The organism is Hungatella sp. L36 (genome assembly GCF_014288035.1).
Genome location: NZ_JACOPC010000005.1, coordinates 98,400 through 113,035, shown reverse-complemented (window position 1 = coordinate 113,035; position 14,636 = coordinate 98,400). Strand labels below are relative to the sequence as shown.

The 14,636-nt window shown below is 49.9% G+C and carries 10 protein-coding genes; 7 read left to right on the top strand and 3 right to left on the bottom strand.

Going from position 1 to position 14,636, the window contains the following annotated elements; all coding sequences use genetic code 11:
* Positions 1-414: 414 nt before the first annotated feature.
* From rsgA to H8S80_RS14140, 7 genes are all read left to right on the top strand, one after another.
* Positions 415-2,160 (top strand): ribosome small subunit-dependent GTPase A, encoded by a 1,746-nt coding sequence (gene rsgA / locus H8S80_RS14170; protein WP_117632110.1) that lies wholly within the window; start codon positions 415-417, stop codon positions 2,158-2,160.
* A 250-nt stretch (positions 2,161-2,410) separates the two neighbouring features.
* Positions 2,411-3,265 carry a MerR family transcriptional regulator gene (locus H8S80_RS14165; protein ID WP_002602594.1) on the top strand — a complete coding sequence of 285 codons (855 nt, stop codon included), beginning with the start codon at positions 2,411-2,413 and terminating at the stop codon, positions 3,263-3,265.
* A 157-nt stretch (positions 3,266-3,422) separates the two neighbouring features.
* Positions 3,423-4,463 carry an NAD(P)H-dependent amine dehydrogenase family protein gene (locus H8S80_RS14160; protein ID WP_117632003.1) on the top strand — a complete coding sequence of 347 codons (1,041 nt, stop codon included), beginning with the start codon at positions 3,423-3,425 and terminating at the stop codon, positions 4,461-4,463.
* Between the two features lie 151 nt (positions 4,464-4,614).
* The gene (locus H8S80_RS14155; protein ID WP_117632005.1) at positions 4,615-4,893 is read left to right on the top strand and encodes a hypothetical protein; all 279 of its coding nucleotides are present in this window, start codon (positions 4,615-4,617) and stop codon (positions 4,891-4,893) included.
* Entirely contained in the window at positions 4,844-6,334 is a 1,491-nt protein-coding gene (locus H8S80_RS14150) for a sulfatase (RefSeq protein WP_117632007.1), read from the top strand. The genes H8S80_RS14155 and H8S80_RS14150 overlap by 50 nt, the downstream gene beginning before the upstream one ends.
* Before the next feature lie 20 nt (positions 6,335-6,354).
* Positions 6,355-7,350 carry a DMT family transporter gene (locus tag H8S80_RS14145; RefSeq protein WP_117632009.1) on the top strand — a complete coding sequence of 332 codons (996 nt, stop codon included), beginning with the start codon at positions 6,355-6,357 and terminating at the stop codon, positions 7,348-7,350.
* 79 nt (positions 7,351-7,429) lie between these two features.
* Positions 7,430-9,919 carry an FAD-dependent oxidoreductase gene (locus H8S80_RS14140; protein ID WP_117632011.1) on the top strand — a complete coding sequence of 830 codons (2,490 nt, stop codon included), beginning with the start codon at positions 7,430-7,432 and terminating at the stop codon, positions 9,917-9,919.
* A 93-nt stretch (positions 9,920-10,012) separates the two neighbouring features.
* Here H8S80_RS14140 and H8S80_RS14135 read toward each other — a convergent pair whose 3' ends face one another.
* From H8S80_RS14135 to H8S80_RS14125, 3 genes are read right to left on the bottom strand one after another with little or no spacing between them, the layout of a single operon-like run.
* Complete coding sequence (locus H8S80_RS14135; protein ID WP_117632013.1) at positions 10,013-11,389, bottom strand: sulfatase family protein; 1,377 nt, start codon at positions 11,387-11,389, stop codon at positions 10,013-10,015.
* A gap of 34 nt (positions 11,390-11,423) precedes the next feature.
* Positions 11,424-13,019, bottom strand: coding sequence for a sulfatase family protein (locus H8S80_RS14130; RefSeq protein WP_117632015.1), 1,596 nt, complete (start codon positions 13,017-13,019; stop codon positions 11,424-11,426).
* A gap of 14 nt (positions 13,020-13,033) precedes the next feature.
* Positions 13,034-14,401, bottom strand: a complete 1,368-nt coding sequence (locus H8S80_RS14125) for an MFS transporter (RefSeq protein ID WP_002602601.1) — start codon at positions 14,399-14,401, stop codon at positions 13,034-13,036.
* Between the last annotated feature and the right edge of the window lie 235 nt (positions 14,402-14,636).

Here is a 14,636-nt window from a genome sequence, read left to right as displayed (position 1 = left end):
CTTGCTTTTTCCCATCATATCATGTATGATAAAAAAAATAATTCTTAAAAAAGAAGATTAGAAGGAGTGTAGTGCATGTTATCGGTAGAAAAGGCAGCTTTCCTCTAAAACAGAATACGGCGGAGCGCAGCAGGAAACCGGAGAGAATACCGGTGTTTTGTGGCGTGATCCACTACCTTTCGTGAATACTGTCGCGCTGTGCGCTTTGCAGGACACGTCTGGCGTGTCTTTTTTTGTACCCATTTTTAAACGGGCGGCATGACAGAATAATCCCGCGGAGACAGACTGGAAGGTTTGTTTCCGCGGGATTTTTGCGTCTGTTTTGAGGAAAGTAATGAGCATCAGAAGGAGAAAAAACAATGAGAGAGAATGGATTTTTTTATGAGAAACGAAGTAATACGGAGGCTGACAGAAATGAATATAGAACAATATGGATACCAGAAAGCGGATACGATTGACTGCGGGACAGGAATTCCTGCCAGAGTGACAGCAGTTCACCGCTCCCATTTTGAAATCGTCTGTGACAGGGGAACGGGACTGGCTCGTTTAAAGACGGGAGAATACTACGGCGGTAATGAGAATGTCCCCGCCACAGGGGATTTTGTGCTTGTAAACTGGCAGGAGGGCAGTGAAAGTCTGATATTAAAGACGCTTCCGCGAAAGACGTATTTTGCGCGTCTGGATCCGTCCTCGTCGGGATACGGGGAACAGGCCGTTGCAGCCAACTTTGATTATGTCTTTATCATGCAGGCTTTGGACCGGGATTTTAATCCGCGGAGGCTGGAACGGTATTTGACACTGGCATGGCAGTCGGGAGCGACCCCTGCGGTGATTCTCACGAAGGCGGACGAAGCAAAAGACCCGGCTGTCCACGTGCTTGCGGCTGAAAAAATAGCCGCCGGTGCCGATGTATATGCGGTCAGTGCGAAAACTGGCCAGGGGATTTCCGAACTTTCAAAATATATGAAGCCGGGCCGGACCACAGTCTTCCTTGGTTCCTCCGGGGTGGGAAAGTCGACGCTGGTCAATGCCCTCGCCGGAGAAACGATTATGGAAACGGGAGCGATCCGGGAAAAAGACGGGCGCGGCAGACATACGACCAGTCACCGGCAGCTGGTCCTTTTAAAGAATGGAGCTATAATTATTGATACACCGGGGATGCGGGAACTTGGCATGTGGGATGTCAGCGAAGGGCTGGGGCAGAGCTTCGCCGATGTGGAACAGTATCTAGGACGCTGCAGATTCAATGACTGCCGCCATCAAAGGGAACCGGGCTGTGCAGTCAAGGCGGCCATCCAAAGCGGCGAACTTCCTGCAAAACGGTGGGAGAGCTATTTGAAGCTGCTTACGGAAGCGAGGTTTGCCGACGATAAGGCCGGCTATCTGAAGGAAAAACGCCAGTGGCACAAGAGCATCTCGAAAATGCAGAAGTCAGGAAGAAATGCAGATTACAGAATTGAACCGTGCACGGAGACATTTACCTGCCGGGCCTGCAAAAGGCTGATCGCGCCGGAAGACGCGGGAAGCAGCCACCGCAACCACTGTCCGTACTGCCTGACCAGCATTCATGCCGATAACCAGCCGGGAGACAGGGCGTCGCTCTGTAAGGGAATGATGGAGCCTGTCAGTGTGTGGGTGAAAAAGAACGGCGAATGGGCGGTCATTCACAAATGCAGATCCTGCGGAACCCTAAGCTCGAACCGGATAGCCGCGGATGATAACATGTATCTGCTGATGGAGATTGCAATGAAGCCATTGTATGCGCCGCTTTGCCGGCCGGGTGAGGCGGAAGAAGAGGGAACGAAAAGCGCAGAATCAGCAGCAAAGGCAAACAGCCGCTGTCAGGTATGCGGCTCCCCAGTGAACCTGGACAGAGAAAAACGCAGGCATTGTCCTGACTGCCTGTCCGGCGTTCACACCGATGAGGACCGGCCGGGAGATGGGGCATCGCTATGCAGAGGTGTTCTGGAGCCAGCCGGTGTGTGGGCGAGAGAGGATGGACGGTGGGAGATCATTCACCGCTGCCGATCTTGTGGTACCTTATCATCTGATCCGGTGGCCGCCGCCGATAACACAACGCTGCTCCTGTCCATCGCAATGCGGCCGCTGGCATCGCCGCCGTTTCCTTTATGGCAGCTGAGAAAAGAACCGGCGGACTGATCGGAGGCCAGGGCGTCGAGGCGAATAAATTCCGTGAGTTGAGACGAATATATTTCGTGCATTGAGGCCAATATATTCCGTAGATCAAGGCGAGTAAGCCATTGCAGCCAGTCGTAGGATTCCGATCCATGCAGATACAGATATGATAAAGATTGTCAGAAAAATATCAAAAACATTATTGCAGGTATAAGGTTTATTTTGTATAATAAAGATAGATCACGGCGTAATTTTTAAATAAGGATTGTGAAAAATGATAAAACTGACAAATCTGGATGTGAAAAAGATGACGATTGGCCAGATGGCCAGAATGAACCATATTTCGGAGCAGACGCTGCGGCTTTACGACCGGGAGGGCCTGCTCTCACCTCTGGGACGGGACGAAAAAAACGGCTACCGCTATTATGACATCCGCCAGAGCGCCCAGCTGGATATGATCCAGTATATGAAGGCTCTGGGGATGCCGCTGAAGGAAATCCGGGTCCATATGAAAAAATGGGACACCGGGCGTTTAAAACAGCTGCTGGTGGAAAACCGGGATGCCATTGACCGCAGAATCGAGGAGCTGAATTTACAGAAAAGGGCGATTGAGCGGACTCTGGACAGTTACGAGCGGTATGAGGCGGCTCCGCCTGACGGTTCGATCGTGCTGGAATATATTCCAAAGCGCCAGATGTACGTAAAGAACACGAATGTGAACTTTTATGACTATGAAATTGATGAGTATGAGCGTATTCTTCGGGATTTGAAAGAGGATATGGCCGCACACGCCATCTCGCCGTTCTTCTTCGCCAACGCGGGTACCATCCTGCGGAGAGAGAATTTCATGAAGCGGCGTCTCTATTCTGCGGAGGTATTCGTGTTTGTAGACCGGGAGTACGTGGACGAGGAGCTCATAACGGTGATCCCGCCCAGCCCCTATCTCTGCATCTACTGTGACCGGTTTGAGAAGGAAAAGGAGTACATCGACCGGCTGCTGGTAGAGATCGAAGAGAAGCATTATACCGTGACCGGAGACTATATCTGCGAGGTGATTGTAGAAATGCCTCTGGATTACACGGAGCGCGGGATGTTTCTGCGCCTCCAGGTGCCGATCCGGATGGGGTAAGACTGCGGAAACTGCGCATGAATCCGGCATTTCAGCCAGATCCGATTTGGTGATACTGCTCAATTGACCTGATACCGTATATAAGCCTTATAATGAAACCAACAAATGGGGCATGGCCCTGAAACTGTCGACTTTTTATAAGAAAGGAAGCGTTTTTATGATGAATTATGAGAAGATTCGTGTAGTACAGTATGGCTGCGGCAAGATGGCAAAATACATCCTGCGTTATTTATACGAGAAGGGCGCGGAAATCGTAGGTGCTATCGATGTGAATCCGGCAGTAGTTGGAATGGATGTCGGCGAATTCGCAGAACTGGGATTTAAGATTGGTGTGACAATCAGAGACGATGCGGATGCGGTTTTAGACGAGTGCGACGCTGATATCGCGATAGTGACGCTTTTCAGTTTCATGGATGACTGTTATTCTCATTTTGAAAAGTGTGTTTCCAGAGGCATTAACGTTGTGACTACGTGTGAAGAAGCGATCTACCCGTGGACAACCGCTTCCTCCATTACCAATAAACTGGACCTGCTTGCAAAAGAAAACGGCTGCACCATCGTAGGCGCCGGTATGCAGGATATTTACTGGATCAACATGATCGGCTGTGTAGCAGGCGGCGTGCACCGCATCGATAAGATCGAGGGCGCGGTGAGCTATAACGTGGAAGATTACGGTCTGGCCCTGGCGGAAGCTCACGGAGCAGGACTTACACCGGAAGAGTTTGAAGCCCAGATCGCACACCCGACGACGCTGGAACCGGCTTACGTATGGAACTCCAACGAGGCGCTGTGCAACAAGATGGGCTGGACCATCAAATCCCAGAGCCAGAAATGTGTACCGTATTTCTATGATACCGACCTTTATTCCGCAACACTTGGAAAGACGATTCCGAAGGGCAACTGCATCGGCATGAGCGCAGTCGTTACCACAGAAACCTTCCAGGGACCGGTGATTGAGACACAGTGTATCGGCAAGGTTTACGGACCAGATGACGGAGATATGTGTGACTGGAAGATCATCGGTGAGCCGGATACCACATTCTATGTAACAAAACCGGCGACTGTGGAGCATACGTGTGCAACCGTGGTCAACAGAATTCCTACTATATTAAATGCACCGGCCGGATATGTAACGGTGGAGAAGCTGGAAGAATTACGGTATCTTTCCTATCCGATGCAGATGTATCTTGATAATTAACAGAATAACGGTATGAATACATGGGGTCTGCCGCACGGAAAGAAAGTGCGGCAGATCCCTTTTTAATTACGCTATACGTTATACTAGACATGGCGGAACAGAATTTTCGGTCAGGGGCCGGATCAGATGGCTGGGATTTAACAGATGCCTTATGATGGACAATGGAAATGAACTTATGTATAATGGAATCTGTATGGTCAGAAACGACAGAAAGCTCCTTTTTGTTTTAGAAGCATCCCCGTGCCGGGAAAGCAAAAAGCATATTTCTGACAGTAGAATATATATAAATTTTACCGCAGGCAGAGTGTGGAGAAGACGCAATACATACTATTCCGCAGGGGGAAGAACGTTTTTGGTGAGTAGGATGAAGGAGGAAAATTATGAAGACAATATTTCTGTTGATGGATTCCCTGAACCGGCATTATCTTAATTCGTATGGCTTTGATAAGGTGAAAACTCCGAATATTGACCGGCTTGCCAGCCGTGGTATCGTATTTGACAGCCACTATGCGGGTTCCCTGCCGTGTATGCCGGCCCGCAGAGAGTTAATGACTGGGCGGCTTAATTTCCTGGAGACACCGTGGGGGCCTGTTGAGCCGTGGGATACCTGTATGCCGGTAGAGCTTCGTGAGCAAAAGGGGACGTACTGTCACATGGTAACCGATCATTACCACTATTTTCATAGCGGCGGCGAGGCGTATCATACCTTGTTTGACAGCTGGGAGCTTGAGCGGGGGCAGGAGGGGGACCGATGGCATCCGCTGGTAAAGGAGCCGGAGGTTCCGGAATTTAAAGGTAAAAACCGCAGGGCATACTGGGTAAACCGGGAGTTTTATGACCGGGAGGATGAAACCCAATACCCTACGCCGAGATGCTTTATGAGAGGTATGGAATTCCTGGAAAATAACTGCCGGGAGGATAACTGGCATCTCCACCTGGAAGTGTTTGATCCTCACGAGCCCTTTGTGTGTCCGAAAAAATATACCGATCTGTATGGTGACCAGTGGGAAGGGGAGTATCACTTCGACTGGCCTCCGTACCAGGAGACAGAGGAAGGACCGGAGGCCATAGAGCATATCCGCAGGAGTTACGCAGGTGTTTTGACTATGGCGGATGTCTGGCTTGGTAAATTCTTAGATAAGATGGATGAGCTGGATCTGTGGAAGGATACCGCGGTGATCTTCACCACCGATCATGGCCATCTGTTGGGGGAGCACGGTTACTGGGGGAAAAACTATATGTTTGATTATCAGGAATTAGCGCATATTCCACTGATTATCTGCACACCGGAAACTGCATATTGCCATCGGCGGGTGCCTGCATTGACGGCGACAATGGATTTGATGCCGACGATCATGGAACTGCATGGAGCCCAGATACCGCCTGATGTACACGGAAGCTCCCTGCTCCCGCTGTTGGACGGCAGCGAGGAGCGGCTGCGGGACAGTGTGCTGTATGGGTATTTTGGAAAAGATATCAACTTATTTGACGGGCGTTACAGCTATTGCCGCCAACCGGCGGAGGGATCGAAGCTGTATCATCACACATTGATGCCGCGCAGCTTTAACGATTTTCTGTCCCCGGAGCAGCTCACAAAAGCAGAGCTTGGATTTTATATTGAGAATCAGAAGGCCATTCCGCAGCTGCGCATAGAGGCAGAATCCTACAGACATAAAAACGCAGGGGAGTCCAACCTGATCTACGATATTCAGATGGATCCTGGGCAGGAACATCCGATTGTGGACAGCGAACTGGAGAATAAGCTTGCAGAGAAAATGGTACGTCTTTTGATAAAATACGATGCTCCCGAATGCCAGTATCAGAGAACCGGTTTGGAGCATTTGCGCTCTTTGGGATTCAGTGTTCCATGACACACAGAAGGAGAATAAAAATGAAGTTTTTAGAAAAGCATCCCATGATTATGATTGTGATCGGCATCATCGGCATATCCCTGTCGGCGATCTTTGTGAAATATTCGGAGGCACCGTCGGTGGTAACAGCGGCTTACCGGCTGCTCTGGACGGTGGCGCTTATGACTCCGGTGGTATTGGGAAAGAAGGAGATCAGGCGGGAACTGGCGGGATCGGATAAGAAGACGGTGGCACTCTGCGCGGTCAGCGGTATTTTCCTGGCACTGCATTTTACATCCTGGTTCGAGTCGTTAAACCAGACGTCGGTAGCCAGTTCCACGGCGATCGTCTGCACCGAGGTCATATGGGTGGCACTCGGCTTCTGCGTGTTCTTAAAAGGCCGGCTTTCAAAGGCCGCGGTGGGAAGTATTGCGGTTACGGTAGCGGGAAGCCTGCTCATTGCACTGTCTGATTATTCCGCAGGCGGAAATCATCTGGCCGGCGACGGGCTGGCTCTGGCGGCGGCCGTGTTCTCCGCTGTCTACACACTGATCGGCAGAGAGGCGAGAAAGCATATGTCTACGACCGTTTATACGTATATTGTATATGTGTTCTGTGCGCTGGTGCTCTGCATTTCCACGGCGGTCAGCGGCCTTTCCTTTACGGGGTACGGCGCGGCTTCCGTGGTGGTGGGACTTTTACTGGCGGTATTTTCCACGCTTCTTGGGCACAGTATTTTCAGCTGGTGTCTAAAATTCCTGTCCCCGTCCTTCGTATCAGCATCCAAGCTGTGTGAACCGGTGGTGGCGGCCGTATTCGCAGCGGTTTTATTTGCCGAGATTCCGACGATTCTGGCTGTGGCAGGCGGATTCGTGACGATTGGCGGTGTGCTGCTTTATTCCCGCGAGCAACGAGCCCAACGGACACGCTGGCGCGTCCATTTGGCGATTGCCGCGAGGGTCAAAAATCCCGCCGATTGCGGCGGGGTTTTTGACTCGAGAGTTGAATCGCACAGTGAAGCACAGGAGAAAACGTGATATGTGACTTTATCACGGAAATGATTTTGTATCCCCGCTATAATTACCTCATGATAAAAACAGAGAGGTGAACCATGTGATGGGAAATAAAACAGTAATTATCGGAGGTGTGGCGGGCGGAGCCACGACGGCGGCCCGCTTAAGAAGGCGTGATGAAAAGCGGCAGATCATTCTGCTGGAGCGCGGGGAGTACATCTCTTACGCGAACTGCGGACTTCCTTACTATATAGGCGATGTGATAAAAAACAGGGATTCCCTTCTTTTACAGAAGCCGGAGGTCATGAAAGCCCGGTTCGATATCGATGTGAGGACTTCGAGCGAGGTGACGGCCATCCATACAGACAGAAAATCCATTGAAATCAAGGATAAGAAGACAGGAGAGACGTACGAGGAATCGTACGATGATCTTGTCATAGCCACGGGATCATCACCGCTGGTACCGCCCATTCCGGGGATTGACGGACCGGATATTCACACTCTGTGGACCATACCGGACACGGATCAGATCAAGCAGGTGCTGGTGGAAAAGAAGCCGCGGCGTGCCGCTGTCATCGGAGGAGGCTTTATCGGCCTGGAGATGGCGGAAAACCTGGTCCATGCAGGGGTGGAAGTGACGCTGATCGAGATGCAGAACCAGGTGATGGCGCCTCTCGACCCTGAGATGGCGGAACTGCTTCATGAGAATCTGACCGCAAACGGAGTCAGACTGGTTCTGGGAGACGGTGTGTCCTCGTTTGAGCGGGAAAACGGCCATACGGTCATCAGACTGGGAAGCGGCAAAACCGTAGAAGCGGATCTGGTGCTTTTATCCATCGGTGTACGCCCCAACAGCAGCCTGGCGAAAGAGGCCGGGATTACCTTAAATCAGCGCGGCGGCATTGTGGTGGACTCTCATTTGAGAACTTCTGCGGATCATGTCTATGCAGTGGGAGATGTGATCGAGGTGGAGCACTACGTTCTCGGAACAAAGACGATGATTCCGTTAGCGGGGCCGGCCAACAAGGAAGCGAGAATCTGCGCCGATATTCTGGTGGGAGACGAGAAGGAATACAAAGGAACCATGGGAACCTCGGTCGCCAGAATCTTTGACTATACGGCGGCGCTCACCGGAGTGAACGAAAAGACGCTTAGATCCATGGGAAAGGTGAAAGGGACGGATTATGAAACCGTGCTGATTAACCAGAAATCCCATGCGGGCTACTATCCGGGAGCCGTTTCCCTGATCCTGAAGCTGATATTTGGAATGAACGGAGAGATTTACGGCGCGCAGATCGTGGGGCAGGAGGGGGCTGACAAGCGGATTGATACCATTGCCTCGGTCATGAGGATGAAAGGATCTGTCAGCGATTTAGAGGAGTTGGAGCTGGCCTACGCGCCGCCCTATTCTTCGGCCAAGGATCCGGTCAACATGCTGGGATTCACAGCAGAAAATGTTTTAAATCATTACGTATCATTTATGAGCTGTGACGAGCTGGACCGCTTATCAGCCTCTGAGGCGGAGGGTGACCGTCCGCTGGTCCTCGACGTGGCCGAGGAGGTGGAGCGGATGGTGTACCATATACCGGGTTCGTACCACATTCCGCTGGGGCAGCTTCGGAAACGCCTGGGAGAGCTGGACCGGGAGAAGCAGATTGTCGTATACTGCGCCATTGGAGTCAGATCCTATAACGCGGCGAGAATCCTTTCACAGAATGGATTTGAAAATGTGAAGGTTTTGGAAGGCGGTATTTCCTTCTATAAGTCCATGCATCACCGTGATTTCGAGGAAAAGGACCGGGAAGAACCGGATCAGGGAGAGCAGGTGGAAGAGAGGGAAGTGATGAGAAAATCCGTGAAAATTGTAGACTGCTGCGGCCTTCAATGCCCAGGCCCGATCATGAAGGTTCATGAATCGATCGGTGAAATGGAAGATGGCGATATTCTGGAGGTCTCCGCCACAGATATGGGATTTTCCCGCGATATCGCATCCTGGTGCAGACAGACCGGCAACACCCTGGTGGGGACAGAACGGAAGGGGCAGGAGAGCATCGTTCTGATCCGTAAGGGAATGGAGAACCGGGAAGCTGAGCAGGAGACGAATCCCGCCGCTTTTCCCGCACCTAAGGGAAAAACGATGGTAGTATTTGACGGCGATATGGATAAGGCGCTGGCTGCATTTATCATTGCCAACGGCGCAGTCGCCATGGGAAGTCCGGTCACCATGTTCTTTACCTTCTGGGGGCTTAATATCTTAAGAAAACCGGAGAAACGCAAAGTGGAGAAGTCTCTGATTGAAAAGATGTTCGGAGCCATGATGCCGCGGGGCGCCGGAAAGCTGAAGCTTTCTAAGATGAACATGGGCGGTATGGGAACCAGAATGATGAAGAAGGTCATGGCAGATAAAAACGTGGATTCCCTTGAAAAACTGATGAACCAGGCCATGAAAAACGGCGTAAAGCTGGTGGCGTGCACCATGTCCATGGATGTCATGGGAATCCGGAAGGAAGAAATCATCGACGGCGTGGAGTTTGCCGGTGTGGCGACGTATCTGGGCGATGCGGAAAACTCGAATGTGAACCTCTTTATTTAACAAAACTTTGGTTGACTGCAAAAGGATCCCGTGAAGGCATGGAACAGGCCTCACGGGATCCCTTTGCAGTTTTTAAACAGTATCCTTTACTTCTCATTTCTCCCATTTCCACTCATCATAAGAGCAGCGAAGCTTTTTCTCTATCTCCGCAGCTTCCCGTGTACCTGCCAGATTAAATTGTTCTTTCGGATCTTTGTTTAAATCAAACAGCAGATAAATCTCCTCCGCCTGATTAAATACTGCTTTAAATGAATCTTCCAACAGCATCGTCTCACCGAAGAGCTGTGATATCACACGCTTTTTGGCATTTCCGGTGCCGCTCATAAGCGGCAGCAGGGAGCTGGAATGTCCTGTTTCCTGGGAAATTCCCAGTAAATCGCAGAGCGTAGCTCCTAAATCCATCAGCTCGACCGGAGTATGGATGCTCTGGCCATTTTCTGAGGGAATGGAAATCATCAACGGTATCCTCACGGAGGTTTCCAAAAAGGTTTGTTTAAAAAGAAGTCCGTAATCGCCGTTTTGTTCTCCATGATCAGCGGTAAATACAATCACTGTATTTTCCAGAAGTCCGCGCTTTTCCAGGCAGCCGATGATCCGTCTGATCTGGCCGTCAATCAGTGTGACATGGCCATAGTAGCTGCGGCGCAGTCCAATGATATCCTGCTCCGTCATATTCCGCACATCTTCAGTGAGGCCGGGATCGTATTTTCCATTTAAAATCTCATCATATACTCCCTTCGGACGATTGGGATTTAAGGAATACGGTGCTTTTAAGGGCGCCGGCGGCGTCATATTCCGATAGAGATCCGCATATTCTTTCGGCGTATCCCAGGGATCATGCGGTCCTCCGAAGCCAACGGTGCAGAACCAGGGGCTTTCCTTTGAAACCTGTTCCAGGTACTCGACCGCACGGTCCGCGATATACACGTCTGCATAATCGGTTACCTCCAAAGGTGTTGGACTGCAGTCATATACGTGGCCTTTTTCATACCGTTTCTCCATGTCCCTGCAATAGCACTCGAGCAGCCCCTTTTCCTTCAGGTAATCGTAGTAGCTGGATTTTTTAATCCCATATGTACGCGGCCCCGGCAGCTCATCTACGATGTCGTAGCCATACCCTTTCGTCTGCCATTCCATGTCTCTTAAATCAGAGGCAAATTTATGAAGATGCGCTTTTCCGAAAAGAGAGGTCTCATATCCTGTATCCCGAATCTTCTGCATCCAGGTCTTCGATTCCGGCGTCAGACCGGCACAGAAATTGTCATCAATCCCCAGCTCTCCGGGATAGAGGCCCGTCGCCAGCGACGCCCGTGCCGGCATACACAAAGGTGCGTTTGTATAACAGTTCGTAAACCGTATGGATTCTTTTGCCAATTGATTGAGACAGGGCGTCCGGATGCCTGGAGTTATGTAACCCAGTGCATCGTAGGCAAACTGGTCTGCCATCAGGAATAACAAATTTTTTCTCATCTAATGTCTCCTTGTCAAAGATTCTGCCAGCCGTTCAAAACTTCTCCCGGCCGCTGTCTCTCAACAATTCCTCTCTTTTAAGAACGCCCCGTTCCGTATAATAAGGGATATCCAGCTCTTCCAGCTTCACGACGCTTTCATGAGCCACCGCCCGTTTTACTTCCTCCTCCAGGCTCATATAGTCACCTTCCTGTCTCTTGGAAAACAGCGGCGGGTTATTTTCATGATACTTGAACCGCTTGAATTCCTCCTGTTCCACAAACTGGCCATTTTCGACGTAACCTTTCAGTCCATACTGCGCCTCAAATGCGGTCAGCTGAGATTTTAACTTCTCTTTGACCACGAGCGTTTCGGCGTCCGGGTCATGATAAAGCAGATTTGTCGTTTCATCCGGATCAGTTTCCAGATCAAACAGTTCTTCTTGACCGCCTCCATAGTAGTAATTGTATTTATAGTTCTTCGTTATAAGGCTTATCCAGCGCAGCTTTCCGTGGCTGTGTTCCACATATTCCACCGTTCTGTCCTTTCTCCCATCCTCAGCGAAAATCGATTCGCCCGGCAATCTCTCAGGATTTGGATAGGAAACTCCCGCCACGTCCAGAACAGTAGGAAGAATATCGTTGATATCAACGAATCTGTCGTCATTACTTCCGGCTTTTATCTTGTCCGGATACCTCATAATCCATGGAATCCTTACAGAGCCGTCATACGGAAGCATCTTCTGGAAGGTTCCGTGATCCCCTAACATTTCTCCGTGATCGCTTGTAAAGAGAATCAGGGTGTTATCATATTCTCCCATATCCTTCAGCTGCTGAATGATTTTACCGATATTATAATCTACAAATGAGACAGACGCATAATAGAGTTCTCTTGCTCTTCGAAGATAAGATTCCCTGGGATAGTCTGCAACATACTTTTTCCATTCTGCAATCTCGGAAATCGGAGTTTTCGACTCCTTTAACGGAGGAAGCTCTTTTCCTTTATAGAGATCCGCCCATTTTTCCGGTACATCAAAGGGCGGATGAGGCGCTATAAAGCTGCTCCACAGGAAAAATGGTCTCTTTCCCGCATTTTCCTGCAGATGGTAAATACTCCTTTTTGCCACCCATGTGCTGCCGTGATGCTCTTCCGGAATCAGGGACCTCTGAGGCAGCATATATAACAGATGGCGCACTCCATGGGGACTCTGCAAATGTCCATACCCGTTTTCTTTTAAATACTTCGTGTATTCATCATCCTCTAAGTATCGCGGGATTTCTTCCATCAGCTCCATTTTCGTAAATCCGTTATGCCTTCTGCACGGCTGAAAATGCATCTTTCCTATCGCAATCGTATCATAACCTGCATCGGACAGCAATTGCGGAAGCGTCGGGAGATCGTAAGGGATCATCTTTGGATCACTTTCAAAATAGTTGTCGTCAAATCCGTGATACCTGGCCGTCAGGCCTGTGATGATCTGGTGCCTGGCCGCCATACAGACGGGATTGCTGGAAAATGCATTGGGATAGCAGCAGCCTTCCGCGGCCAGCAGATCTAAGTTGGGGGTCTCCATAAAATCATATCCCATGGCGCAGATGGTATCGTATCTCTGCTGATCTGTGGTAATCAGTAATATATTTGGTCTTTTCATCCGTTGTCTCCTCTTTATAACTGTGCCCGTTCGTCTAAAGCGTGCCTGATTTCCATGTTTCTCTCATCTGTCAGCTCGTAGAAGTGCATCGAAAGCAGCGACGCAATATATCCTAGAATCGGGATTCCGAATCTTAAGACAACGATGATAAACAATACGGTCTGTGTCTGTTCCTGATTCGCGGCAAATCCAAATATACCAAGCAGGTAGCTGGCCAGAAACGCGCCTATGGCGCCGCAGAATTTATTCATAAATGAAAATGTGGATGACACAACGCCATTTCCTTTGACACCGGTGATATACTCCGCATAATCCACACAGTCAGGAAGCATGGCCCAGGCCAGCGCACTCGGAACCGTGGAAATAAGGCCAAACAGGGTGATCAGCACGATCAATGCAGCGCTGGGAACCACTGGTTTTAGCAAAAGGACAGCCAGCGGGACGATGGAGAAAAGACTTCCATACCAGTAAAGTCTCTTTTTTCCAACCTTTTTTGTTAAAAACGGGATCGCCAGGTTGGACAGGACGCCTGTCACGGTCAATGCCACGGAAGTGATGGGAACTAAATCCACTCTTCCCAGGACGTATTTAAAATAGTACATATTGACTGCTAAAAGTGCGGAGTTTGCAATCATATCCGTACCAAAAGCCGACATCAGCATGAGCAGCGGTTTGTTTTTGGTAATCAGCTGCGTCTCTTTCAGCAGATTGACCTTTGGCCTTTCAATTTTTAAATCGATGGTATCATATGGCTTCAGCCCCCACGCGACACACCAGAAGCACAGGGTAATGAGAACGCCCACCAATGCTCCGAATCGCCCCCAGCCGGTGGCTCCGCCGCCAAACACCTCGACTAACGGTAAGGCGAACGTTGTAATGAAAAAACGGCCCACCTGAATCATGACATTTTTCCATGATACGACCATGGTTCTCTCCGTAGAGTCCTTCGCCAGAACCGGAACCAGTGAGGTAAACGGAACTCCGACTACGGTGAAGGCCAGTGAATACAGTATGTAGACTACGTAAATAAATACCACTTTCATGGTGGAAGAAAGCTCCGGCGCACTGAACAGCAAATAGATCAGCGCTCCCAGAACCGGCGCTCCATAGATCAAGTATGGCCGGTACCGTCCCTGCTTCGTCCTGGTCTGATCCGCAAGAAAGCCCATGATCGGATCTGTTATGGCATCAATGCCCTTGGTAACAAGCATGAGACCTGCCACCGTCAAAGAACTGATACCGAAAATGTCGGTACAGAAGAACGTGAGATATACCATTACGATTTGATTGGTCATACTAAATCCGATGCCGCCTGCCGCGTATTTTCCGAAATTGAAATAATCCGGCCTTCCAAATTTCTTACTCCCTGCATGTTTCCCCATTAAAATATCCTCCTCTTACCTTTCCACTACTGTGTAATTGCTTTTGCTGAAACCCATTTTATAGGATTTTTCCGGGCAGTTATGATGCCATTTGGCACACTGGGAATATATTGTGTATATTGTGTAATCTGAGAAGTTGAAATTGTGCACTTTTACTATATGGTGGCCTCTTTGCTGCACGATTCTGCAATCGATGATTGCGGTCACGTTTTTCGACAGAAAGTGCTATAATGAT